This window comes from Janthinobacterium aquaticum (assembly GCF_009208565.1).
Lineage (GTDB): Bacteria > Pseudomonadota > Gammaproteobacteria > Burkholderiales > Burkholderiaceae_D > Janthinobacterium.
The window spans coordinates 91,882-115,889 of record NZ_WFLK01000008.1 but is presented as its reverse complement, the minus strand read 5'-3'; the positions used below and the strand labels follow the sequence as shown (position 1 = coordinate 115,889).

Annotated in this window: 18 protein-coding genes; 6 read left to right on the top strand and 12 right to left on the bottom strand. The window is 59.3% G+C overall.

All coding sequences use genetic code 11. The features are described 5' to 3' along the window. Positions 1 to 11: 11 nt before the first annotated feature. Positions 12 to 818: a YoaK family protein gene (locus GCM43_RS14350; protein WP_152245408.1), complete on the top strand. Its 807-nt coding sequence runs from the start codon at positions 12 to 14 to the stop codon at positions 816 to 818. A gap of 15 nt (positions 819 to 833) precedes the next feature. Here GCM43_RS14350 and gap read toward each other — a convergent pair whose 3' ends face one another. Both gap and tkt read right to left on the bottom strand, forming a co-directional pair. After that, positions 834 to 1,844, bottom strand: a complete 1,011-nt coding sequence (gene gap / locus GCM43_RS14345; RefSeq protein WP_152245406.1) for a type I glyceraldehyde-3-phosphate dehydrogenase — start codon at positions 1,842 to 1,844, stop codon at positions 834 to 836. 95 nt (positions 1,845 to 1,939) lie between these two features. Next, entirely contained in the window at positions 1,940 to 3,937 is a 1,998-nt protein-coding gene (gene tkt / locus GCM43_RS14340) for a transketolase (RefSeq protein ID WP_152245404.1), read from the bottom strand. 192 nt (positions 3,938 to 4,129) lie between these two features. Between tkt and GCM43_RS14335 the strand changes: the two genes are divergently transcribed. Next, positions 4,130 to 4,849, top strand: a complete 720-nt coding sequence (locus GCM43_RS14335; protein WP_152245402.1) for a 16S rRNA (uracil(1498)-N(3))-methyltransferase — start codon at positions 4,130 to 4,132, stop codon at positions 4,847 to 4,849. A gap of 62 nt (positions 4,850 to 4,911) precedes the next feature. Here the strand turns inward: GCM43_RS14335 and GCM43_RS14330 are convergent, their stop codons facing one another. Beyond that, complete coding sequence (locus GCM43_RS14330; protein ID WP_152245400.1) at positions 4,912 to 5,145, bottom strand: hypothetical protein; 234 nt, start codon at positions 5,143 to 5,145, stop codon at positions 4,912 to 4,914. Between the two features lie 130 nt (positions 5,146 to 5,275). Further along, complete coding sequence (locus tag GCM43_RS14325; RefSeq protein ID WP_226929491.1) at positions 5,276 to 8,131, bottom strand: TonB-dependent receptor; 2,856 nt, start codon at positions 8,129 to 8,131, stop codon at positions 5,276 to 5,278. A gap of 784 nt (positions 8,132 to 8,915) precedes the next feature. Here GCM43_RS14325 and GCM43_RS14320 point away from each other — a divergent pair. Further along, complete coding sequence (locus GCM43_RS14320) at positions 8,916 to 10,544, top strand: NAD(P)/FAD-dependent oxidoreductase (RefSeq protein WP_152245396.1); 1,629 nt, start codon at positions 8,916 to 8,918, stop codon at positions 10,542 to 10,544. 125 nt (positions 10,545 to 10,669) lie between these two features. Here GCM43_RS14320 and GCM43_RS14315 read toward each other — a convergent pair whose 3' ends face one another. The 7 genes from GCM43_RS14315 to glnA all read right to left on the bottom strand — a co-directional run bounded on the left by GCM43_RS14315 (position 10,670) and on the right by glnA (position 21,021). Next, positions 10,670 to 13,486: a TonB-dependent receptor domain-containing protein gene (locus GCM43_RS14315; RefSeq protein ID WP_152245394.1), complete on the bottom strand. Its 2,817-nt coding sequence runs from the start codon at positions 13,484 to 13,486 to the stop codon at positions 10,670 to 10,672. Between the two features lie 283 nt (positions 13,487 to 13,769). Then, the gene (locus tag GCM43_RS14310) at positions 13,770 to 15,134 is read right to left on the bottom strand and encodes a GAF domain-containing sensor histidine kinase (RefSeq protein WP_152245392.1); all 1,365 of its coding nucleotides are present in this window, start codon (positions 15,132 to 15,134) and stop codon (positions 13,770 to 13,772) included. Positions 15,135 to 15,253: 119 nt separating this feature from the next. Next, positions 15,254 to 16,219 (bottom strand): magnesium/cobalt transporter CorA, encoded by a 966-nt coding sequence (corA, locus tag GCM43_RS14305; RefSeq protein ID WP_152245390.1) that lies wholly within the window; start codon positions 16,217 to 16,219, stop codon positions 15,254 to 15,256. Positions 16,220 to 16,306: 87 nt separating this feature from the next. Then, positions 16,307 to 17,818, bottom strand: coding sequence for a nitrogen regulation protein NR(I) (gene ntrC, locus GCM43_RS14300; protein ID WP_152245388.1), 1,512 nt, complete (start codon positions 17,816 to 17,818; stop codon positions 16,307 to 16,309). A gap of 61 nt (positions 17,819 to 17,879) precedes the next feature. Beyond that, on the bottom strand, positions 17,880 to 18,968 hold the full coding sequence (gene glnL, locus GCM43_RS14295; protein ID WP_226929490.1) for a nitrogen regulation protein NR(II): 1,089 nt from the start codon (positions 18,966 to 18,968) through the stop codon (positions 17,880 to 17,882). Further along, positions 18,965 to 19,471 carry a DUF4124 domain-containing protein gene (locus GCM43_RS14290; RefSeq protein ID WP_152245386.1) on the bottom strand — a complete coding sequence of 169 codons (507 nt, stop codon included), beginning with the start codon at positions 19,469 to 19,471 and terminating at the stop codon, positions 18,965 to 18,967. The genes glnL and GCM43_RS14290 overlap by 4 nt, the downstream gene beginning before the upstream one ends. A gap of 134 nt (positions 19,472 to 19,605) precedes the next feature. Beyond that, positions 19,606 to 21,021: a type I glutamate--ammonia ligase gene (glnA, locus tag GCM43_RS14285; RefSeq protein WP_152245384.1), complete on the bottom strand. Its 1,416-nt coding sequence runs from the start codon at positions 21,019 to 21,021 to the stop codon at positions 19,606 to 19,608. A 392-nt stretch (positions 21,022 to 21,413) separates the two neighbouring features. Between glnA and GCM43_RS14280 the strand changes: the two genes are divergently transcribed. The 3 genes from GCM43_RS14280 to GCM43_RS14270 all read left to right on the top strand — a co-directional run bounded on the left by GCM43_RS14280 (position 21,414) and on the right by GCM43_RS14270 (position 22,647). Further along, the gene (locus tag GCM43_RS14280) at positions 21,414 to 21,872 is read left to right on the top strand and encodes a rhodanese-like domain-containing protein (protein ID WP_152245382.1); all 459 of its coding nucleotides are present in this window, start codon (positions 21,414 to 21,416) and stop codon (positions 21,870 to 21,872) included. Positions 21,873 to 22,015: 143 nt separating this feature from the next. After that, the gene (locus GCM43_RS14275; RefSeq protein ID WP_152245380.1) at positions 22,016 to 22,366 is read left to right on the top strand and encodes a type II toxin-antitoxin system RelE/ParE family toxin; all 351 of its coding nucleotides are present in this window, start codon (positions 22,016 to 22,018) and stop codon (positions 22,364 to 22,366) included. Next, on the top strand, positions 22,363 to 22,647 hold the full coding sequence (locus GCM43_RS14270; RefSeq protein ID WP_152245378.1) for a helix-turn-helix domain-containing protein: 285 nt from the start codon (positions 22,363 to 22,365) through the stop codon (positions 22,645 to 22,647). The genes GCM43_RS14275 and GCM43_RS14270 overlap by 4 nt, the downstream gene beginning before the upstream one ends. Here GCM43_RS14270 and GCM43_RS14265 read toward each other — a convergent pair. Beyond that, positions 22,612 to 23,973, bottom strand: a complete 1,362-nt coding sequence (locus GCM43_RS14265) for a TAXI family TRAP transporter solute-binding subunit (protein ID WP_152245376.1) — start codon at positions 23,971 to 23,973, stop codon at positions 22,612 to 22,614. The two genes, GCM43_RS14270 and GCM43_RS14265, sit on opposite strands and share 36 nt — an antisense overlap. Positions 23,974 to 24,008: the final 35 nt, after the last annotated feature.

Below are 24,008 nucleotides of genomic sequence, written 5' to 3'. Positions count from 1 at the left end.
CAGGCGCCGCCATGCCCGTGCATTATCTGTCACGCTTGAGTGGTGCGGCGCGCGATGCGCAGGCCAATCTGCAGCTCGGCTGCCTGCTGGCACTGGTGGCCGGCGCTGTCAACGCCGGTGGTTTTCTGGCCATCGGCGGCTACACCTCGCATATGACCGGCATCGTCTCGGGCATGGCCGACGACCTGGCGCTGGGCAAGGTGACGGTGGCGCTGGCCGCCTTCGGCGCCTGGCTGGCGTTTGTCTGCGGCGCCGCTGTGACGGCCATCATGGTCAACTGGGGCCGCCGCCGGCGCCTGCACAGCCAGTTCGCCGCCAGCCTGCTGCTTGAAGCGGCGCTGCTGCTGCTGTTCGGCCTGACCGGCAATTACCTGGCCGCCATGCCCAATGTGCTGGGGCCGGTCACCATCTTGCTGCTGTGTTTTGTGATGGGCCTGCAAAACGCCATCATTACCAAAATCTCCGGCGCCGCCATCCGCACCACGCATGTGACGGGCCTGTCGACCGATATCGGCATCGAACTGGGCAAGATGGCCTATTACAACCGGCGCGAACTGCCGGGACAGATGGTGCGTGTCAACCGCAGCAAGCTGAAAACGCACGCCCTGCTGATCATGTGTTTTTTCAGCGGCGGCGTCAGCGGTGCACTGGCTTTCAAGCATATCGGTTTTCCAGCTGCCACAATTATCCTGGCCTGCGTACTGGGAGCACTGGCTGGCGTGCCCGTACTCAAGGATGCGCGCCTGCTGTGGCGTTTTTACCGGCGCCAGCTGAGCGACCAGCAGGCGAAAAAAAACCCGGGCAAGCCCGGGTTCTGAGACAGCAGCTGCGGCTTACTTGGCAGCCATCAGTGCTACGGTGGTGTCGAGCATGCGGTTCGAGAAGCCCCACTCATTGTCGTACCACGACGATACTTTCACCAGGCGGCCCGACACTTTGGTCAGGGTCGAATCGAAGTTCGACGAGGCCGGGTTATGGTTGAAGTCGATCGATACCAGCGGCTCGGTCTGGTAGGTCAGGATGCCTTTCAGGGCGCCTTCCGAAGCGGTTTTCATCAGGGCGTTGACTTCTTCCACGGTGGTGTCGCGCTTGGCGATAAACGACAGATCGACCAGCGACACGTTGATGGTCGGCACGCGAATCGCGAAGCCGTCCAGCTTGCCGTTCAGTTCCGGCAGCACCAGGCCGACAGCGGCTGCAGCGCCGGTCTTGGTCGGGATCATGCTCATGGTGGCCGAACGGGCGCGGCGCAGGTCTTCATGCATGACGTCCGACAGTACCTGGTCGTTGGTGTAAGCGTGCACGGTGGTCATCAGGCCGGTTTCCAGGCCGATAGCGTCGTTGAGCGGCTTGACCAGCGGGGCCAGGCAGTTGGTGGTGCACGATGCGTTCGAAATCACGGTGTCGGTCGATTTGAGCACGTCCTGGTTGACGCCGTAGACGATGGTGGCGTCCACGTCCTTGCCGCCCGGTGCCGAGATAATGACTTTCTTGGCGCCGCCTTTCAGGTGGGCCGACGCTTTTTCTTTGGTGGTAAAGAAGCCGGTGCACTCGAGCACTACGTCCACGCCCAGCTCGCCCCATGGAATTTCAGCAGGGTTACGCTGTGCGAATACGCGGATCGGATCGCCGTTGACGATCATGTTGTCGCCTTCAACGGTCACGGTGCCAGGGAACTTGCCGTGGGCGGTGTCGTAGCGGGTCAGGTGGGCATTCGACTTGGCGTCGCCCAGATCGTTGATGGCAACGATCTGGATGTCCTGTTTCTTGCCGCCTTCGTAGAAAGCGCGCAATACATTACGGCCGATGCGGCCGTAGCCATTGATTGCAACTTTGATCGTCATACTCTGCTCCTGATTAAAAGAAAGGTACTAAGCACATTAAAAATCTGCTTGCCGCCGCGCCCATCTGCGGGGCGCTGGCGGCAGGATTGCATCAGTTAGTTGGCAATAACCAATTTCGTCTTGGCCACGACATTGTCAACCGTAAAGCCGAAGTGCTTGAACAGCACGCCAGCCGGCGCCGATTCACCGAAGGTATCGATGCCAACCACGGCGCCTTCCAGGCCCACGTATTTGTACCAGAAGCTTGACACGCCAGCTTCGATGGCCACGCGCGGCACGCCTTTGGTCAGCACGCTGGCCTTGTAGGCGGCGTCCTGGCGGTCAAACACGTCGGTCGACGGCATCGACACCACGCGCACGCTGATGCCTTCGGAGGCCAGCGCGCTGGCCGCGGCAACGGCCAGTTCGACTTCCGAACCGGTGGCGATCAGGATCGCCTTCGGCTCGGCCACGTCGTTCAATACATAGCCGCCACGGGCGATATTGGCGATGGTGTCGCTGGAGCGCTCCTGGTACGGCAGGTTCTGGCGCGAGAAGATCAGCGTCGATGGGCCATCCTTGCGGCGCACGGCGGCGCCCCAGGCTACGGCCGATTCAACCGTGTCGCATGGACGCCAGTTGTCCAGGTTCGGGATCAAACGCATCGACGAGATATGCTCGACCGACTGATGGGTCGGGCCGTCTTCGCCCAGGCCGATCGAATCGTGGGTAAATACGAAGATCGAACGCAGTTTCATCAGTGCAGCCATGCGCAGCGCATTGCGGCTGTAGTCCGAGAACGTCAGGAACGTGGCACCAAACGGGATGTAGCCGCCATGCAGCGTGATGCCGTTCATGATGGCGCTCATGCCGAATTCGCGCACGCCGTAGTTGATATGGTTGCCAGGCTTGCCCGAACGCACGGCAATCGATTCTTTCCAGTTGGTCAGGTTCGAGCTGGTCAGGTCGGCCGAGCCGCCCAGAAATTCCGGCAGCGACGAAGCCAGTGCCTGGATGGCGTTCTGGCTGGCCTTGCGGGTCGCGATGTTTTCTTTTTTCTCGACGCACGAAGCAATCGCGGCGGCCAGTGCCGCTTCAAACGCTTCCGGCAGGTCGCCCTTCATGCGGCGCGTCAGTTCGGCAGCCTGCTGCGGGAACTCGCGGCTGTAGGCGGAAAAACGTTCGTTCCAGTCCGCTTCGACCAGTGCGCCCTGCTTTTTCGCATCCCAGGCGGTGTACAGCTCGGCCGGCATTTCGAAAGGTGCCGCATCCCAGCCGATATATTCGCGTACGGCAGCAATTTCCTTGTCGCCCAGTGCGGCGCCGTGCACCTTGTCGCCGCCTTGCAGGTTCGGCGAGCCCTTGCCGATCACGGTTTTGCAGCAGATCAGGGTCGGCTTGGTGGCGGTCTTGGCAGCAGCAATGGCAGCGGCCACGGCGTCGACGTCATGGCCGTCGACGGCGCGGATCACGTTCCAGCCGTAGGCTTCAAAACGGGCCGGGGTGTCATCGGTAAACCAGCCTTCGACTTTGCCGTCGATGGAAATGCCATTGTCGTCGTACAGGGCGATCAGCTTGTTCAGGCCCAGCGTGCCGGCCAGTGCGCATACTTCATGCGAAATACCTTCCATCAGGCAGCCGTCGCCCAGGAAAGCATAGGTGTAGTGGTCGACGATTTCATGACCGGGACGATTGAATTCAGCCGCCAGCAGTTGCTCCGACAGCGCCATGCCGACGGCATTGGCAATACCCTGGCCCAGTGGACCGGTGGTCGTTTCAATGCCTGGGGTGATATCGACTTCCGGGTGGCCCGGCGTTTTCGAATGCATCTGGCGGAAATTGCGGATGTCGTCCATCGACAGGTCGTAGCCGGTCAGGTGCAGCAGCGCATAGTGCAGCATCGAGCCGTGGCCGTTCGACAGCAGGAAGCGGTCGCGGTTCTGCCATTTCGGATTGGCAGGATTGTGGCGATAATGCCCATTCCACAGAGCAACAGCGATCTCGGCCATGCCCATCGGCATGCCTGGGTGACCGGAATTGGCCTTTTGTACAGCGTCCATCGCCAGTGCGCGGATCGCATTGGCCATTTTGTTGGTTGGGGGCGTAGTTGTCATGGTGGTATGGGTCAGTCGCGAGTTTGGAATTCGTTGCAGCAAGGCAGATAAGCCGCGGGCAAGCCAGCGGGCTTTTTGTAGCCAACTATTTTACCAGACTGAGGGAGCGCAATTTAGAATTGCAGGGATCTGCCTTGCCATCTGGCGATACTTTGCTGTTTTTTTCCATCATTTAGTTCATACAGGAATTGCATGCCGCGTTTTTTCTGCCCCCAGCCGCTCGTTACCGGCGCCATTATCGACCTGCCTGAAGCGGTCGCCCACCATATCCAGGTGGTGCGCCTGGCCGTCGGCGAAGAAGTCACGCTGTTCAATGGCGAAGGTGGCCAGTACCAGGCCCGCCTGGCGTCGGTTGCCAAACGCAGCGTCACGGCCGAGGTGCTGGCGCACGATCCCCGCGAAGCCGAGCTGCCATTTGCCATTACGCTGGCCCAGGCGTTGCCGGAAGCGTCGAAAATGGACTGGATTATTGAAAAAGCCGTTGAACTGGGCGTGGCTGCCGTGCAGCCGCTGGCAGCGCAGCGCTGTGTGGTGCGCCTGTCAAGCGAGCGCGCCGAAAAGAAACTGTCGCACTGGCAGGGCATTATCGTGTCGGCCTCAGAGCAGTGCGGGCGCAACCGGCTGGCATCGTTGAGTTCGCTGGAGGAGTTTTCCAGATGGATTGCCCACCCGGCTGCAGCACCTCGCATTTTGCTCAGTCCGCGCGGTACACAGACGCTGGCCGAGTGGGCCGCAGCGCGGCAGGCACACGATCTTGCTCTGATGGTTGGACCGGAAGGTGGTTTTTCTTCCAGCGAAGAAGATGCAGCGATTGCTGCAGGCGCGATTGCCCTCAGCATGGGGCCGCGTGTGCTGCGCACGGAGACAGCGGCGTTGGCGGCGATTACCACCTTGCAGGCGCGGTGGGGCTGAGCACATGGTTCGCCAGCAAGAACGGCCAGGCAGCAAATGCAGCCTGACCGCTCGGCCATCAACTACCTTTGTGGCAAGTTGATGGTGGCACTGTTTGTCGTGCGCTCATTTTCCAGCTGCTGCAGGTCAACATTCCTGCTTTCAGACTGACTGCTTTTTTTCTTCGGAATATTGGAACCGAGCGAAATATACGTTTCGCGATCCGCTTTGGAGGCTGTCTGCTCGCCATTAACGGAACTGGCGCAACCAGCGAGCAGGACCACACTTCCCATTACCAGTACACTGATCAATTTCATACTTATCCTTTGGATACCGCAATTATTTGGCCTTGGCCATCGTTGCGGCAGAATGAAAACACCCCGCCAGAGTTGGATCTGGCGGGGCGTAGCTTACGCAGCAACAGATATGTCGCTGCTCACTTGATGCTTAGAACGTGTAAGCCAGACCCAGGCTCAAGAAGCGGCCAACAGCGCCGGCTTGATGCAGCGAAGCGTTATACGACGTTTGCGTGGTGGCATTGCCGTAGGTGCTCAGGTCAAACGGTGGCTGACGATCAAACACGTTCAGGATCGAACCTTTCAGCGTCAGATTCGGGCTGACCTTGTACTGGACGTTCAGGTTGGTGGTCGTGAACGATGGCACGTGGCAGTATTGCAGCGGCTGGCTCAGATTCTGGAAGTAGTTGCGGCCAGCGATATCTGCCGCAGCAGTGGTGCAATCAGTACCGCCAACCGATGGATCCAGTGCCGAGAAGCTGCTGGTGTAGTTCAGCGTGGTGTTGATATCCAACGGACCACGCGTCCAGCCCAGGCTCAGCTGAGCGCGGTCTTTCGGCGAGCCGGTAGCACCCGACACCACCGACGGACCTTGCGTACCAGCCAGCTGATACGTCACCCCAGCAACGGTTTGCTCGTAGCTGATGGTGTGAGCATAGCTCAGATTGGCACGAAGCACGCCGTTTTCGTTCAGGTTCCAGCGGTAGCCGATATCGGTTTCCACGCCCGAGGTCTTGGTCGAGCCACCGTTGATGTAAGCCGATTCAGCAAACAGGATCGGGCCAACAGACGGGGTACCGACTACAACATTGTTGCCAACGCCGGTAGCGATATCGAGCGGCACGGCAGGGCCACGCACAAACGTTTCAACGTACGTAGGATCGTTGCCGGCAGCGGTCACGATCTGGTTGCGCACTTCGATATTGTAGTAATCGATGGTGGCATTCAGACCCTTGAACGGTTGCAGCACGGCACCCAGGGTGTACGATTTCGACTTCTCTGGCGACAGATCCTTGTTAGGACGCTGAACATACGTAGGCTGGATGTTGCAGGCGCCTGGTACGTTGCCGGCGCTGTACTGCTGGCCGTTAGCGCACAGAATCGGATCATTGATACCGTGGTACAGGAAGAACGAACCCGAGTTGCCGGTTTCGGCAGGGTTAGGCGAGCGGAACCCGCGAGCAAAAGTACCGCGCAGTGCAACTTCCTTCATTGGCGTCCATTTCAGCGTGGCAGCCGGGGTAAAGGATTTATTGGTATCGAATTTGTCGTAACGGCTCGACAGATTGAACTCGACGTTGTTGATCGGGGTAGCGGCCAGCTCGGCAAAAATTGCCTTGTTGGTTTCTTCACCGAAAACGAAAGCCGAAGTCGAACCAACCTGGCCGTTCAAGGTCAGTGGCGACGGTGGTGCATCCCAAGTACGTTTGTGCCAGTGCGCGCCAACTGCCAGTTTCAGCGGTCCTGCGCCCAGTTGCGACATCAGTTCACGCGAACCAACCACATCAACGTAGTTGAGCTTTGATTCCAGCGTGTTCGAGAAACGTGGCGAGACCTGGTCGATCAGCGATTGCGTATTGCCGCCCAGCGCATTCCATTGGCCGGAGCGCAGCAGACTATACAGCGCAGTACGATCAACAAAACCACTGTAGTCGACTTCAACCTTCGACTTGGTCAGACCGCCAGCCAGTTGCATATCCCAGCCCATGGCCGCGCCGGTAAAGTCAACTGCCAGGCGAGTGGTCGTTGCCTTGTTTTGCTGCTGCGAGGTGCCGTCCAGTCCAGGAATGTAGCCGTACAGGCGAGCATTGTTGCCAAATGGATTGGTCAGGCTACTGCCCACAGCGGCGCCTGGTGCGAACGTAGTGCTTGGAATGGCGCCAAAGCCCGGGGTCAGTGCACCGTTGTTGTTGACGTTGGTACCGGCAAACGAGGTTGGCGAGTATGCCGGTGGCATGCCACGATTGTTCAGGTTGTCACGCTGGAATACCGATGCCTTGATCGACATTTCCCAGTCTTGCGGCAGCTTTTTGGTAAAGCCGACCAGCAAGTTCTTGTTTTCAGTTTCAGGCTGGATAAAGCCGTAGGTATCTTCCTTTGCGCAGCCACCGGCACGGTATGCCGTGTAGTTGCAGGTAGGGTCGAGGAACAGGAAGTTGGCTGCATTTTGCGCGCCGCCGGCACCCGATGGGTTGTACAGGAAAGGCGAACTGCCTGGGGACAGGAAGCTGTTGCGAGCGTTTGGCACACCGTAGGTCAAGTTCTGGCCACCACGCTTGCTCCAGTCCAGATCATCCCAGGCGAACTGCTTGCGGTCATCGATGCGGATGGCACCCTGACGACGCCATTCGGCGGTCGCGAAGACATTGTAGCCGTCGGCGTCGAGGTCACCGAAACCGGTCGACAGCGATGCACGGTGGGTGGTGCCGCCGCCATGTTCGGTGGTGCCGCTGTCAGCCGAGAAACGCGTGCCGTTGAAGCTTTTCTTCAGCTTGATATTGACCACACCGGCAACAGCATCGGAACCATACAGCGAAGAAGCGCCGCTTTTCAGCACTTCGATGCTGTCGATGGCGTCAAAAGGAATGTTCGATACGTCAACGAAGGAGCGTTGCGAATCGTCGCCGATCGCGTAAGGCGACATGCGGTGACCGTCGATCAACACCAGGGTCGAGCCGACCGTCAGGCCGCGCAGCGAAACGCCCGATGCGCCGTTGGCGAAAGCGCCCGAGAAACCGGTTCCGAGCGTGCCGGCGCCGTTCGATGCCAGATCCGACAGCAGTTCGGCAATCGAAGTTTTACCGCTGCGCTGGATTTCCTGCGCAGTAATGACCTGAACCGGGGCTGCCGTCTCGGTGTCGGTACGGCTGATCAGCGAACCGGTTACGACCACGCGTTGCGGGGCCTCGGCGCCTGGTGTGGCTTGCGCCATCGCGGAGCCAGCGGCTCCGACCGAGAATGCACCGGTTGCCAATACTTGTAAAACGGCAATGTGCATGGACTTCATACGCAACTTCATATAGACAACTCCTTTTGTATTCTGAAATTTTATGAAAACGCCTTTTGTAAAAGCTGTTCCCGCTGGTTGTATCCGTCTGTAATTAATGTGACGTAGCCGTTACATCAGACCATGCGGGTCAGAACACTGTCAATTGAACAGCTGAAGCTATGGATAGAAAACAACACATAAAATTTACCATACTCAATTTTCACCATAGCTTATTCGGTATTGGTGCATGAAGTCGCCATATTGGTGCCAAGGCTGCACATTATTGGTGCACTAGATTTTTGCGCATTGCAGCATAAAAATAAATTTCAAATATTTTATATGCAATTATTTTTGAACAATTTGATAGCTGCTCATAGGAGGAAAGCTGAATAACTTCTTAAAAAAAAATTGTGCAGTCGCACATGAACGGTGCATAGTTTGGATAGCTAAAGGTGCACCAGCAAATGTCAAAATACTTGATGCAGCTCCACCTTGCTTTCTGGCCAGTTGCAGTATTACAAAACACCTCCTGCTGAAATATTGAATCGCGCTTTCTTTTAAAATAAAATTTTATTTAGTTAAAAACAAAAATACTGAACAATCCAATTGAGCCGCACCAGTGCAGGCGAGATGAGATGCGTGCACATTAAATGTTGCGTTCACGACATCAGATTGGCATCACTATCTGCCGAGCCTCAAGCCGATGCAGGTAAAATAGCGGGTTGGCGCATTTGCGCAGGCAATACCCTGTCATGACCTTTGCCATAGGCTGAGGAGGCAGAGATCCCGGATAGATAGAACTATGTTGCGACTGAACGAAGTAAAACTCCCCCTCGAACACGACGAAGCTGCCCTGCCCGCCGCCATCCTGGCGCGCTTGGGCATTGCAGCCGATGAGCTGCTTGGCTACACGGTCTTCAAGCGCAGTTATGACGCACGCAAGCGCAGCGCCATCGTGCTGATTTATTCGCTGCACGTGGAAGTGCGCGATGAGGCGGCCGTGCTGGCGCGCCTGCAACACGATATCCACCTGATGCCGGCGCCCGATACCGACTACAAATTCGTCGCCGGCGGCCAGCAACTGGCAGGACACGCGAACGGACCGCGCCCGATCGTGATCGGCACCGGCCCGTGCGGGCTGTTCGTGGCACTGATCCTGGCGCAGATGGGTCTGCGCCCGCTGATCCTGGAGCGCGGCAAGCAGGTGCGCGAGCGCACCGTCGACACCTTTGGTTTCTGGCGCAAGCGCGAACTCAATCCGGAATCAAACGTGCAGTTTGGTGAAGGCGGCGCCGGTACCTTTTCGGACGGCAAGCTCTACAGCCAGATCAAGGACCCGAAACACTACGGCCGCAAGGTACTGACCGAATTCGTCAAGGCCGGTGCGCCCGAAGAAATCATGTACGTCAGCAAGCCGCATATCGGCACCTTCCGCTTGGTCAAGATGGTCGAACAGATGCGCGCTGAAATCGAACAGTTGGGCGGCGAATACCGCTTTGAGAGCAAAGTGGTCGACCTCGACATTGCGCCCGGCCCGGATGGCGGCCAGGTACGCGGCGTGGTGCTGGCCAGCGGCGAGACTATTGCCAGCAACCATGTAGCGCTGGCCATCGGCCACAGCGCGCGCGACACGTTTGAAATGCTGCACCAACGCGGTGTTTATATTGAAGCCAAACCGTTCTCGATCGGCTTTCGCGTCGAGCATCCGCAGTCGCTGATCGACAGCTGCCGCTTCGGCCCCAGCGCCGGCCATCCGATCCTCGGTGCGGCCGACTACAAGCTGGTGCATCATGCCAGCAACGGCCGCTCGGTCTACAGTTTCTGCATGTGCCCTGGCGGCACGGTGGTGGCGGCTGCGTCCGAGCCGGGCCGTCTGGTCACCAACGGCATGAGCCAGTACTCGCGCAACGAACGCAACGCCAACAGCGCCATCGTGGTCGGCATCACGCCAGCAGACTATCCAGGCGACCCGCTGGCCGGCATCGCCCTGCAGCGCGAACTCGAAGAGCGCGCCTTTGCGCTGGGCGGTGGCAATTACGATGCGCCGGGCCAGTTGGTGGGCGACTTCGTGGCGGGACGCGCCTCGACCGAATTTGGCAGCGTGGTGCCGTCGTACAAGCCAGCGGTGCACCTGACCGACCTGGCGCCGTCGCTGCCCGAGTATGCGATCACGGCCCTGCGCGAAGCCTTCCCGGCATTTAACAAGCAGATCAAGGGCTACTACAAGGCCGATGCGGTATTGACGGGGGTGGAAACGCGCACCTCGTCACCGATCCGCATCAAGCGTCGCGACGACGATTTGCAAAGCCTCAATACGCGCGGCCTGTTCCCGGCCGGCGAAGGCGCGGGTTATGCCGGCGGCATTTTGTCGGCTGCAGTGGACGGTATCAAGGTGGCAGAAGCCATTGCCATGGCGATGGCAAACAGCTAACACGCATTGCCACATCTCTGCTTAAAAAAAAGCCAGCGGCTGCAGGATGCAGCGCTGGCTTTTTTGATGCATCTGTCGCCACTACGCACTGTCAAGGACAGGGCAGCGGCAAGGCAGACACAAGATCAGAAACGATACGACGCGTTGACGTACAGCGTACGGCCACGTGAATCGTAGTAGCGGTCATCATAGCCGAACTGCTGACCGCGACCGGAGCCGGAAGTCGATGGAACGAACGGCGGGTTTTTGTCCAGCAGGTTCAACACGCCGGCAGTCAAGGCCCAGCTCTCGCGTGGCGTCCATACTGTCTGCCAGTCGAGCGTCGAGAAGAATCCCACTTTCATGCGGATATCTTCCTGACCGGTGACGTTACCGGCATTGTCGAGTACCTCGACACTTGTTTCCTGATCGCGATAGCCTGAGCGGAAATTGACCGTCAGCGTATTGGCCCAATTGCCGGTTTTCAGGGTGGTCGCCAGCTGGCCGCGGGTGCGGAAGGTCACGGTGCCCAATTCGGCAAAGTTGCCGATGGCCGAATAGTAGGCGCCGTCACGCTCGAGCTGGATCTGCTCGCGCAGCATCTGCGTCACATTCAGCTGCGAGGTCAACAGACCGATCGGGCTGCGATAACGCACGCTGACATCGACATCGACACCGGTAGCGTACGATTTGCCCAGATTCTGGTTATTGGCCAGGAAAGCCAGGTAAGTCTTGCCCGTGCCTACATCGGTATTGACACCCCACGAACCAGGGAAATTGGCCGGATTGGCAAACACCAGTTGCTCCGTCAACTGACCAAACGAATCGCGGATCTGCACATGCCACAGATCGGCGCCCAGCGTCAGTGCATTGAAAGGCTCATAACGGAAACCCAGCGTGGCCTGGCGCGATTTTTCCGGCTTCAGGTCGCGGTTACCGCCAGCCAATTGGTCATACTGGCGATTACCTGACTGGCACACCGCGTTGAGTGAAGTGGCAATCGCCTGCAAGGCCGGCGTGCAGGTGTATTTTTCACTGGTGACGCCGTAGCCGGTCTGGCGTGCGTTTACCTGTGGCACCGTAGGGGCGTGGAAACCATTGCCTACCGAACCGCGGATCAGCAATGCCGGCGCAGGCGTCCATTTGAAGCTGGCCTTGGCGGTGGTCGCATTGCCAAAATCGGAAAAATCGTCAACTCGCAGGGCCGCGCCCAGTTCCAGCTGTTTCAGCACAGGCGCAATCAACTCGCCAAAGACGCCCTTGGAAGTGCGGCTTGCACTGTAAGGCAGACTGCTGGCTGCATCGCCAAAACGCTGATCGCACTCAAGCCCACTGGTCCCACCACACAATACACCTGCAGCCGGATCTGCCAGTGCACCTTGGGCAAACAAGCTGGGCTTGGAGGAGAATTCTTCGCGGTTGATATTTGCGCCTACACCAAGCATCAATCCCCCACCAGCCAGACGCATCAGTTCACGCGAACCGTTCAGGTTTATCGTTTGCAGACGCGAGGTACCGCCATCCCAGTAGCCGGAATAGGTCGCATCCTTGATAGCCTGCTGGGCCGCCGCCGATTGCTGGCCCGGACCAACGAACGGATCGAGCAGACCACTGGAGGTGAGCTTGCCGACGGCAATGGCGCCAGGATAGCCAGCAATACTTCCCTTCACGCGGCTTTCCGAAAAATTGTAGGTCGCATTGTAATCCCAGCCCGCTGCATTGCCGCGCGTGCCGACCACCACACTGGCGAACTCCGCCGTGTCGTTCGAGGTTCGCTGCCCCATGTCAAACAAGCGATAGTAGGCCGTGCTGTCACCGGTAATGCCAAGCGGCAACAAGTATTTAGTGTGCAAGGCGCTGCCGGCGTCAATGCTGATGGCGCCTGGCACGGGCGCAATGCGCGATACCTGTTTTGAACGCGACAAAAGCACATCGGAAAATACTTCATGGCCAGCTATCTTGAAAGTGGCCGACGCCATAAAGTTATCGCGCTTACGCTCAGGATAGATTTCCAGGTCTTTGGTAAAGTCATAGCCGCAGTAATCATCGGCCAGACCGCTGCCGTCGTTATACGGCTCGATCACGCGGAAAGTCTTTTCAGGGCAGCTGCCATTGGTACGTTGATACGGACTGATCAGTTGCCCAAGATCATCCGTGGCGTTGGCCGGAATCGGACTGGCCGAAAATTGCTGCTTCTGATACCGCTTGCCATTGGCCGAAAACTGTACTTTGCCGGTATTGGCAAAGGAGCGGTCAACCGAAGCGAGCTTGGTTCGCTCGTCATGGCCAAAGGTCAGCACGACGTTGTAACCATCTTCATCGACATTGCCGAAACCCTTGGTGGCGCTGATGCGCTTCTCGCGTGCACCATCTTTCGGGCTGGAATAGCCGATGGTAACGTCGCCCTTGGTCGTGTCATGCTTGGTAATAAAGTTGACTACGCCGGCGATCGCGTCGGCGCCATACAGTGCCGATGCGCCGTCTGTCAGCAGTTCCACGCGCTCAATGGCCGAGATGGGAATTGAATTCAAGTCGAAGCCGGCGGCAAAACCTGTCAATGTCTGGCCGCCAAACTGTGCCAGGCGCTTACCGTTCAACAGAACCAGTGTACGAGTCTCGCCCACATTATGTACCGAGATACCGGAAAATCCGAACGTGCTGCCACCTACTGAGCCGGTTTCGCCGGTAGAACCCTGTGCCGATGACAGATTTTTTACCAGATCCGTGACCGAAGTGGCGCCGGAAGCGCGAATCGCGTCGGCAGTCAGGATGGTCACTGGCAACGCGCCTTCAGCAGCAATGCGTTTGATTGAGGAGCCAGTTACTTCGACTCGCTGCAATGGGGCTTCGCCGGCCTGAGTGTCCTGCGCCATGGCAGACTGCGACAACAGCGAAGCTGCCGCAACCACGCCACCGGTGCATAGCGTGCGGACAGCACGAAAGATAACGGTTTCTTGAAACATGGGAATCCCTTCTTTTTATATTTTTGATGCACTGAGTCTGGATCTGAAACAAGCAGGTAACAAACTACCTGTCATCCATGCCATATCAAGGCAAGCCAAGTACCTTGATCACCCATGAAAACATGCTGGGAATCGTGGTGTCAATCAAACTCACCAGGCATATGGCGAATATGCAACGTTATTAAAATAAATTCTCATTAAGACAATATATTTTCATTTTGGTGATAAATATTATAATTTAAATAACAAAATAGACGTCGCAGAGCCCTGCCATGGCCATATGTCAGCTCGACAGCGGCAAGCGGATATGAATATGGCAGCCAGCCACGCCCTCGACAGCGCGTATCTGGCCGCCCTGCTGCTGCACGATGGTCTGCACGATATGCATGCCCAGGCCGGAGCCGCCCTGGCCGCGCTTGGTGGTAAAAAACGGTTCAAACATATGTTCGCGCACGGCCGGCGCCAGGCCGATACCGTCGTCGGCAAACTCCAGCCATAGCCACGAGGCGGCCGCATCGGTCTCGATGCCGGCGCAGATGGTGATCTTGCCGGGGCCGCCCTGCGGATAGCCGTGCCGCGCACTGTTCATCAGCAGGTTCGACAGTATCTGCGACAACTTGCCGGCCGCCAGGCGCACCCGGCAGTCAGGCGCAATGCCCAGCTCTACCTGCAGCGCCGCCTTGCGCAATTCGGGGCTGTGCGCCGACACCAGCCCTTGCACATAGTCATGCAACGCCAGGTCGGTCACGTATTCGCTGACCTGGTCGACCGCCAACTGCTTGAAGTTACCGATCAGCTCGGCAGCGCGCGTCAGGTTGCGCTCGACCAGCGCGGCCGCACCCTTGAGTGCATCGGCGACCTCGATCAGTTCGGCGCGGCTGACCTTGGGCGCGGCCAGCCGCTGCACCAGCTGGTCGGCATAGCTGGCCATGCTGGAAGCGGCCGTCAGCGCCACGCCAATCGGGGTATTGACCTCATGCGATACGCCCGCCACCAACGATCCCAATGCCGCCATCTGCTCCTGCTCGACCAGGCTGGTCTGCGCCACCAGCAGCGATTCCGTGCGCTGCTGCACCATCGCCTCGAGTTGCTGCGCACGTTCCTGGTGCTGCAGTTCGGCCGCGCCGCGGGCTGAAAAGATCGACAGCAGCAGCAAGGCCAGCAGGCGCTTGTTGTCATCGATGGGACGCGTGTCGATAGCCGACAGGATGCCCAGCGTACGCCCTTCGGTATCGATCATCGGCATGCCGACATAGCTTTGCGCGCGCATCCCGACCAGCAGGGAGTCAAGCGGGAAACGGCGCTGGATGTCGCTGCCGTGGAAGCACATTTCCTGGCAGGTCACGTCCTGGCACGGTGTATGCTGCAGGCTGTATTGCAGGTTGTCCTGGTAGGCGCCGCTGCCCCACAGGGCCAGGGTGCGGATGCCTTCGGTGCCGTCGTCGAGTGCAATCAGGCGTCCGGCCAGCACATAATCGACATCGAGCGCTTCGGCCAGTTCGCGCACCAGAATACGCAGGAAATCGTCGCCGCGCGCACGCGCCGTGGAGGCGGTAATCGAGCGCAGCGCCGCTTCGGCCAGGGTGCGCCGCTGCGCCTGGTCAAACAGGGGTTCTTGCGAATTCACATCAAATAGCGGAATACTCATGAATGCTCCCTGCGCACCCTCGCGTGCGTCCATGGCCGGTCGGCGTGGCCTGTCGGCGCGACGCGCCGCTCCCGATTGTACCCTTAGAAGTTGTTCAATAGCTTAGATTTACCGGTATTTTACAGCCACCCTGCACGCTTGAAGCGGCGGTACATATAGCCGGCCACGCCGCACATCACCAGCACGGCGACCGGATAGCCATAATGCCAGTCGAGCTCAGGCATGAATTTGAAGTTCATGCCCCACACGCCGGCAAAGGCGGTGAATACGGCAAAGATAGCCGCCCAGGCCGCCAGTTGCTTGTTGACTTCGCTTTCATCGATGGCCACCATCGACAGGTTGACCTGGATCGCGGTGCTGATGGTGTCGCGGATGGAGTCGAGCGAGCTGTTGATGCGCGCCAGATGATCGTGAACATCACGGAAATATTCCTGCGTATCGTGCGCCAGCGGCGGCACCCGGCCGCCATGCAGCTTGCCGACTGCCTCCATCAACGGCGCCACCACATGACGCAGCACCATCACCTTGCGCTTCAGCTGGTACAGCCGTTCGATATTGTCGCGCTCGGCGCCGGAATCGAACATGCGGTCTTCGATCTGCTCGAGCTCCGATTCGAGCGCATCGAGCACGGGAAAGTAGCGGTCGACCACCGCATCCATCAGCGCATACAGTACAAAGGCCGAGCCCTGGCGCAGCAAATGCGGTTCACGCTCGGCGCGCGCGCGCACGCCCAGGAAGCCCTGGGCGCTGTTGGTGCGCGAGGACAGCACATAGTTGCTGCCGACAAAAATATCGATTTCACCCAGCACCAACTCGTCGCCGGCCATCTCCACGATCTTGACCACGGCAAACAGCGAATCGCCATATTCCTCGATTTTCGGGCGCTGGTGGCCGCGCTGGGCGTCCTCGACCGCCAGTTCATGCAGGCAGAATTCATGCTGCATCTGCTTGAGTTCTTCGGGGGTTGCATCGCGCAGGGCCACCCAGACAAAGCAGTCCGGGCGTTCCACATAATCGCTGATATCGTCGACTGGCACGTCGGCCAGTTTCTTGCCATCCTGGTAGGCTACACAGTTAATCAGCATACGGTTTCCACCATCTTCAATACGGTAGCCGCCAGCTTACCCGATCGTGACGAAAATGGTATTTTCCCGCAATAAGGCATCCTCCTGCTAATCCTCCTTGGCGCCGTCGATGCCCAGTTCGGAAATCTTGCGCGTGATGGTATTGCGCCCGATTCCCAGGCGCACAGCCGCATCGTTCTTGCGCCCGTGCGTATGCTTGAGCGCCGTCTTGATCAGGGCCGACTCGAACTGGCGCCCCAGCACCGCCATCACCTCCTGCTGACCGGCGCCCAGCATGCCGGCGGCCTGCAGTTCCAGCAGGCCGATCCAGCCTGGCGGCGCGCCATTGGCTGGTGCGGCAGCGTCGAACACCTGCCCGCCCTGCGGCGCAGCGGCAGGAAGTGCTGTGGCCGCTTCCTGCGCGATCGGCGCCACCGCCAGGCTGCTGGCAGGAACGCCTTCACCCTGCTCCTGCGTCAGCTCCAACGGCAAGTCCTTGATCTCGACCGTCTGCCCCGGCGCCATCACGGTAATCCAGTTGCACAGGTTTTCCAGCTGGCGCACATTGCCGGGCAGCTCGAGGCCGCTCAGGAACTGCATGGTGGCGTCGCTCATGCGCTTGGCCTCAACGCCAAGCTGGCGCGCACTTTGCACCAGAAAGTGGCGCACCAGAATGGGGATATCCTCGCGCCGCTCACGCAAGCTCGGCAGGCGCAAACGGATCACGTTGAGCCGGTGATACAAGTCTTCGCGGAACAGCCCGTCGCGCACACGCTGCTCGAGGTTCTGGTGGGTGGCGGTAATCACGCGCACATTGGCCTTCATCGGCTGATGGCCGCCAACGCGATAGAAGTGGCCGTCCGACAGCACGCGCAGCAGGCGCGTCTGCAGGTCAAACGGCATGTCGCCGATCTCGTCTAAAAACAGGGTACCGTTCTCGGCCTGCTCGAAGCGTCCGCGGCGCGTCGTTTGCGCGCCGGTAAAGGCACCGCGCTCGTGGCCGAACAGCTCGGATTCGAGCAGATCTTTCGGGATTGCCGCCGTGTTCAGGGCAATAAAGGGTTGCGCCGAGCGCGGGCTGTGCTTGTGCAGCGCGCGGGCCACCAGTTCCTTGCCTGAGCCCGATTCGCCGGTAATTAACACCGTCACGTTCGACTGCGACAGGCGGCCAATGGCACGGAATACCTCCTGCATGGCCGGCGCCTGGCCGAGGATTTCCGGCGTTTCCGACGGCCCTGACTCGACGCTTGTTTCGCGCAGGCTCTCGTCGAGCGCGCGGCGTATCAGTTCGACCGCCTTGTCGATATCGAAAGGCTTGGCCAGGTATTCAAAGGCGCCGCCCTGGAAGGCCGCCACGGCCGAATCGAGGTCGGAAAAGGCCGTGATGATAATGACCGGCAAGCCAGGATGGCGCGACTTGACCGTTTGCAGCAGTTCCAGTCCCGAGGCGCCCGGCATGCGGATATCGGATACCAGCACTTGCGGCGTGTCGAACTCGAGCGCCGCCATGGCGTCGCGTGCGTTGGAAAAACTTTTGGTGGCGAGGTTTTCGCGGGCCAGGGCTTTTTCCAGCACCCAGCGGATTGATTCGTCGTCGTCAACTATCCAGATTGGCTTCATTAGTGTGTGCGTCCCGCAATGGATTTCATGAGTGGGATACGACGGCAGGCGCTTCCCACGCTTATGGCAAAGGTAAAACGATCCTGAAATCGGTATATCCAGGCCGGCTTTCGCACTCGATCACGCCCATGTGCTGTTGCACGAAGGTCTGTGCCAGCGTCAACCCCAAACCGCTGCCGCCTTCCCTGCCCGACACCAGCGGGTAGAAAATCCGGTCGCGGATCTGGGGTGCGATGCCCGGTCCATTGTCAATGATATGCAAGTCTAATGCCAGGCCGTAACGCACCTTGGCCAGGGTCACCTGGCGCGCCACGCGGGTCTTGAAAACCAGCTCGGCATCACCGGTTTCGATGCGCTCAGACAAGGCTTGCGCCGCGTTATGGGCAATATTGAGCACCGTCTGTATCAGTTGCTCCTTGTCGCCGCGAAACTCGGGTATCGAGGCGTCGTAGTCGCGCAAAATCGTCAGCCCGACCGGAAACTCGGCCAGGATCAGGCTGCGCACGCGCTCGCACACTTCATGGATATTGACGTCGCCCACGATATGCGGCCGGCGGTGCGGCGCCAGCAGGCGGTCGACCAGCGTCTGCAGACGGTCCGCCTCCTTGATGATCACCTGCGTGTATTCACGCAACTCACTGAGGTGCAGCGCCGGCAGTTCCAGCTCCAGCAGCTGCGCCGCGCCGCGGATGCCGCCCAGCGGATTCTTGATCTCATGGGCCAGGTTGCGGATCAGCTCCTTGTTGACCTGGCTCTGGTCGAGGATGCGCTCTTCACGGTCGAGCTTGAGCTGCTGCACGTTTTCGCGCAATTCGACGACGATGCTGGCGTCGGCGCCGTCGAGCGCGCTGATAATGCTGTGCACACGCAGCGGCTCACGCCCTGCCCGCTCCAGCGTCAGGTCCTGGCGCAGGTCGGAAAACTTGTGCTCGAGCGCCTGTGCGCAGATGCCGGCCAGCTCGTCCGGATTGAGAAACAGCGCCGTCAGCTTTTGCCGCGACAGCGCCTTGAGGGAACTTTCCAGCAGGTTTTCCGCCGCCGCATTGGCAAAGCTGATGCGCCCGTCACTGTCGAGCACGATCACGGCCGAAGCCAGCAAATCAAGCCCGGCCAGATGGGGCGGGCGGCCATTCATGGTGTCTGTCATCATCGGATATTGGCAATCTCGCGTCTCAGGGCCTCGACGTTCTGCTGTGTGCGGCCGATATTGTCTTTCAGTTGCACCACGCGCTCCTGGTACAGCGCGTAGTTGCGCTCATTGCCCTGCCGCTCGGGCTGGCCCTGGTTGAATTCCTGGCGCAGGGTGGCCAGTTTCTGCTCCTCGCTGCGCAGTTCGTCTTGCAAGATCTGGCGCCGGTCCAGGTCGCGCGCGCGCTGTTCGGCACTGTCGACACGGGGAAAAGCACCTGCTGCTGCGGCACTGGCCGCCACCACGGCTGGCGCCCTGGCAGTGGGCGCGGCAATCGGCGCGCTGCGCCGCGGCGCCTCAATCATCGCGCCGGGCAGATCGAGCAGCTTGCAGGCAGCATGCTCACGCTTGTCGGTATAGGTCTTGTGTCCTTGCGCATCGCTGCAGACATACAGCTGCCCATGCGCGTGAGCACTGGCAGCGAGCAAGCTTGCCGCCAGTGCGATTCTGTATTGCTTGGTCAATCTTCACTCCTGTCAGCCGGTACTGCGCCGACTATACAACATGCATGATCGAACTTCGCCAAAAAAAACGCGGGGCAGACCATCGTCTTGCCCCGCGTCACAGACACTGCCGGCAGTGTGCCGGCATTACGCCATTACAGCGAGTAGTACATGTCGAACTCGGCTGGATGCGTGGTCATGCGCATGCGCTGCACGTCCTGCATTTTCAGTTCCAGGTAAGCGTCGATCATGGAGTCGCTGAATACGCCGCCACGGGTCAGGAATTCGCGGTCCTTGTCCAGCGCTTCCAGGGCTTCTTCCAGCGAAGCGCAGACGGTAGGGATCAGTGCATCTTCCTCAGGCGGCAGATGGTACAGATCTTTCGAGGCGGCTTCGCCCGGATGGATCTTGTTGGCAACGCCGTCCAGACCGGCCATCAGCAGGGCTGCAAAGCACAGGTACGGGTTGGCCAGTGGATCCGGGAAACGCGCTTCGACGCGACGGCCTTTTGGATTGGCCACGTGTGGAATACGGATCGAGGCCGAACGGTTTTTCGCCGAGTATGCCAGCTTGACCGGTGCTTCGTAGCCAGGAACCAGGCGTTTGTACGAGTTGGTGCCAGGGTTGGTGATCGCGTTCAGTGCCTTGGCATGCTTGATGATGCCGCCGATGTAGTACAGCGCGAAGTCCGACAGGCCGGCATAGCCGTCGCCAGCAAACAGGTTCTTGCCGTCTTTCCATACCGATTGGTGCACGTGCATGCCCGAGCCGTTGTCGCCAACGATCGGTTTTGGCATGAAGGTGGCGGTCTTGCCATAGCTGTGCGCGACGTTCCAGACCACGTATTTCAGGTTTTGCGTCCAGTCGGCGCGCTCGACCAGGGTCGAGAACTTGGTGCCGATTTCATTCTGGCCGGCGCCGGCAACTTCATGGTGATGCACTTCGACCGGAATGCCCAGCGATTCGAGGATCAGGCACATTTCCGAACGCATGTCCTGGAAGCTGTCCACTGGTGGCACTGGGAAGTAGCCGCCCTTGACGGTAGGACGATGGCCGCTGTTGCCGCCTTCGATGTCCTTGCCGGTCGACCAGGAGCCTTCGTCCGAACCGATCTTGACGAAGCAGCCCGACATGTCGATTTTCCAGCGAACGTTGTCGAAAATGAAAAATTCTGGCTCAGGGCCGAAGTAGGCGGTGTCGCCCATGCCCGACGATTTCAGGTAGGCTTCTGCGCGTTTCGCGATCGAGCGCGGGTCGCGGTCATAGCCTTTGCCGTCCGACGGCTCGATCACGTCGCACTGCATGAACAGCGTGGTTTCTTCCATGAACGGGTCGATATTGGCAGTGCTTGGGTCCGGCAGCAGGATCATGTCGGACGCTTCGATACCTTTCCAGCCAGCGATCGAGGAGCCGTCAAAGGCGTGGCCCGATTCAAATTTGTCCATGTCGAAATGGGACACGGGTACCGTCACGTGCTGCTCTTTGCCACGGGTGTCGGCAAAGCGGAAATCAACGAATTTGACTTCGTTCTCTTCTACCATCTTCAAGACTTCTGCGGCTGTCATTGCCATGCGTATCTCCTAAATGAATGTGGGGTGAGCCGACCTTAATGCGTCCGGGCTGATGGATCGAAGCAAACATTGCGTGTCACCAAAACTCACAGGAATCATAGCAGATTCCATGCCAGCTTAGACAAGGCCAAGGCCGCCCGGCTGAAACCGTCGCGCTCACTGTGTAAGACTGCTCCTACTCGATTTCTATGCATTTTCTCATGACTTGTCGTGAGAAACAAAAATGCACCAAGCAAGTGCGAGAAACAAATAATGCACCAACGATGTGCATTTTCTTCTGAAAATTTGTAAACGCCACATCTTGGTGCATCCCGACTGGTGCAGCACCAGCACATTGCGGTGCGCCCACGCCACACTATAATCAGGCCACCGCTACTTTCATCGAGAACGCCATGACCACCGCTGAGCTGTTGCAACAAGCGCGCGCACGCGCCGACGCCACTACCCCTTATGCAGGCGCCGTGACGCCGCAGGAAGCCTACGCGCTGCTGCAAGCGGACGCCGCCATCAAGCTGATCGATGTACGCACCAATGCCGAGCGCGACTGGGTGGGCCGCGTCACCATCGCCGAGGCCCAGCATGGTGCAGTGCAATGGTCAACCTATCCGGGCGGCCTGCCCAATCCCGATTTTGTGGATCAGCTCGCCACCCAGGCCAGCAAAGAGCAAGTGCTGCTGTTCCTGTGCCGTTCCGGCGTACGTTCACGCCATGCAGCCAAACTGGCCACCGAACACGGCTATGCCAACTGCTTTGACATCCTGCAAGGCTTCGAGGGTGACAAGGATGCCGAAGGCCACCGCAAGCAGACAGGCGGCTGGTGTCAGGCCGGGCTGCCGTGGCTGGGCGCCTGAACGCATTTTTGACACACCTTTGATCTGCCTGCCGGTTGCCCCGCCGTCAGACGCGTAAAACCATCCATGGCACTTCTTTTTATGTACACGACAAAAATACCTTGAAACGAAGTACCTTTTATAGTACAACGTAAGGGTGCATCATGGATGCTTCCGATTTACAGCAGATCAGCCTGGTCTTTTATGCCAACGGTAATGGCAGCGAACCGGTGCGCGACTGGCTGCGCAGCCTGCCAGCCGAAGAGCGCCATGTGATTGGACAGGACCTGATGCATGCGCAGTGGCGCTGGCCGGTCGGCATGCCCTTGTGCCGCCACCTGGGCCATGGCCTGTGCGAAATTCGCAGCAGCCTGCCGGGCAACCGTATTGCGCGCGTCATTATCTGCAAGCATGCCGATTGCCTGGTTGCACTGCACGGCTTTATCAAGAAAACCCGCACCACGCCGGACGACGATCTGGCCCTGGCGCGCAAACGATCAAAGGATCTGTCATGAACAACCCTAGTCCCCATCTTGGCAGCAGCCTCGACGACTTCCTCAGGGAAGAAGGCATTTTCGAGCAGACCCGCAACCAGGCCGTCAAGGAAGTCATCGCCTGGCAACTGGCGCAAGCCATGCGCGAGCAGTCGCTGTCCAAGACCCGCATGGCCGAACTGCTGCAAACGAGCCGCTCGCAGCTTGACCGCCTGCTCGATCCGACCAGCGACGTCACCCTGTCCACGCTCGAGCGCGCAGCCAGCCTAGTCGGACGCAAGCTGTCGATCACGCTGGTCTGAGCCCGGCTCGTCCATCAGCGTGAGGATGCGTTTGCGCACGAAGTTGATATGGCTGCGCAGACCGTACAAGCCATCGGCAAACGATAGTGGAATAGAAATCTGGTTGACCATCTCTTCGATTTCATCGAGCCGTTTCAGCTGCTGCGCATAGACGCTGGCGCGCTGCGCCGGCGGCACGTCTTCCAGCGCCTGCTCGACGCGGCGCAACTGGCCATACCAGCGATACAGGCGCGAACGCACGCGCCAGACATACAGCGGCGGCACCACGCGCGACAGTGGCAGTATCAGGGCGCCCAGCGCCACTACCAGCACCCACATGCGATCAAAAAAATTGGCCAGCCAGAAACTCATATAGCGCTGCAGCACCGGCGCGCCATCCTTGTAAAATTTCAGCGCTTCGGGCGCCACCGGAATTTCCGTATACCGCGCCGACGGGAACTGGCCCTGCTGCTGGAACCAGCCGGTGCCGCCATGGATGCCGGCCGCCGCCTGCACGAACAGGTCGACCAGCGCCGGATGCAGGTCGTCGCGCGCCACCAGCGTCGCCGTCGGTGCGATCAGGTGATAATCCTGCGAGGGAATATTGCGCCCCAGATCGACAATACCGCGCGGCAGCACCACATGGGTCAGGAACGGCAGGCGCCGCGTATAGGCTTCGGCCTGGGAAAAATCAAACAGCCGGATGCCTGGCGTTTGCAGCAGCATCTGGATCAATGGCGCTTCCGGCGCCGAGCTGAATACCAGGGCGTCGATGCGCCCTTCGAGCAGTTCCATGGTGGCCGGCGTATTTTGCAGACTGCTTACCGTCAGCTCGTTCGCCTCCACCCCATTGACAGCCAGCAATTGACGAAACAGTCCCGGCACGCCTGTGCCTTCCGGCCCCAGATTGATCTTCATGCCTTTCAACTGCGTCAGTTCGGTCACGGCCTTGTCGTCGCGCATAAACAGCCAGACCGGCTCGGTAAACAGGCTGCCCAGCGAGATCAGGCCATGGCGTTCGGCGTCGGCATGCTCGGTCGAGCCGCTTTGCACAAAGGCGATATCGGTGCCGCCGCTATTGAGGCGCTGCAGGTTTTCCTGCGAGCCCAGCGAGGGCTGCAGGGTTACCTTGATGCCGTGTTTGGCCAGCGCGGCCGCATACTTTTTGCCGAACTCTTCATAAGCGCTATTGTCCTGGCCGGTCGACAGCCTGACCTGGCGCGGCGGCGCAGGGTCGACCAGCCAGTAGGCCAGCGCGCAGACGGCGGCAATCAGCAGCAGGGTCGGGCCGGCGGTGGCGAGAAAATCGCGCAGGGAAAAGCGGCTGAACGCGAGGATTTTGGACATATGGTGGCGCATGGGTTTCATGGGGGGCTACGATG

What these genes read in the sequence shown, in the direction of transcription:
- gap (WP_152245406.1), bottom strand. Translation starts at nt 1,844, where the DNA reads ATGACGATCAAAGTTGCAATCAATGGCTACGGCCGCATCGGCCGTAAT.
- GCM43_RS14280 (WP_152245382.1), top strand. Translation starts at nt 21,414, where the DNA reads ATGACCACCGCTGAGCTGTTGCAACAAGCGCGCGCACGCGCCGACGCC.
- glnL (WP_226929490.1), bottom strand. Translation starts at nt 18,968, where the DNA reads ATGATGACAGACACCATGAATGGCCGCCCGCCCCATCTGGCCGGGCTT.
- tkt (WP_152245404.1), bottom strand. Translation starts at nt 3,937, where the DNA reads ATGACAACTACGCCCCCAACCAACAAAATGGCCAATGCGATCCGCGCA.
- corA (WP_152245390.1), bottom strand. Translation starts at nt 16,219, where the DNA reads ATGCTGATTAACTGTGTAGCCTACCAGGATGGCAAGAAACTGGCCGAC.
- GCM43_RS14270 (WP_152245378.1), top strand. Translation starts at nt 22,363, where the DNA reads ATGAACAACCCTAGTCCCCATCTTGGCAGCAGCCTCGACGACTTCCTC.
- GCM43_RS14310 (WP_152245392.1), bottom strand. Translation starts at nt 15,134, where the DNA reads ATGAGTATTCCGCTATTTGATGTGAATTCGCAAGAACCCCTGTTTGAC.
- glnA (WP_152245384.1), bottom strand. Translation starts at nt 21,021, where the DNA reads ATGGCAATGACAGCCGCAGAAGTCTTGAAGATGGTAGAAGAGAACGAA.
- GCM43_RS14320 (WP_152245396.1), top strand. Translation starts at nt 8,916, where the DNA reads ATGTTGCGACTGAACGAAGTAAAACTCCCCCTCGAACACGACGAAGCT.
- GCM43_RS14275 (WP_152245380.1), top strand. Translation starts at nt 22,016, where the DNA reads ATGGATGCTTCCGATTTACAGCAGATCAGCCTGGTCTTTTATGCCAAC.
- GCM43_RS14330 (WP_152245400.1), bottom strand. Translation starts at nt 5,145, where the DNA reads ATGAAATTGATCAGTGTACTGGTAATGGGAAGTGTGGTCCTGCTCGCT.
- ntrC (WP_152245388.1), bottom strand. Translation starts at nt 17,818, where the DNA reads ATGAAGCCAATCTGGATAGTTGACGACGACGAATCAATCCGCTGGGTG.
- GCM43_RS14315 (WP_152245394.1), bottom strand. Translation starts at nt 13,486, where the DNA reads ATGTTTCAAGAAACCGTTATCTTTCGTGCTGTCCGCACGCTATGCACC.
- GCM43_RS14325 (WP_226929491.1), bottom strand. Translation starts at nt 8,131, where the DNA reads ATGAAGTCCATGCACATTGCCGTTTTACAAGTATTGGCAACCGGTGCA.
- GCM43_RS14350 (WP_152245408.1), top strand. Translation starts at nt 12, where the DNA reads ATGCCCGTGCATTATCTGTCACGCTTGAGTGGTGCGGCGCGCGATGCG.
- GCM43_RS14335 (WP_152245402.1), top strand. Translation starts at nt 4,130, where the DNA reads ATGCCGCGTTTTTTCTGCCCCCAGCCGCTCGTTACCGGCGCCATTATC.
- GCM43_RS14265 (WP_152245376.1), bottom strand. Translation starts at nt 23,973, where the DNA reads ATGTCCAAAATCCTCGCGTTCAGCCGCTTTTCCCTGCGCGATTTTCTC.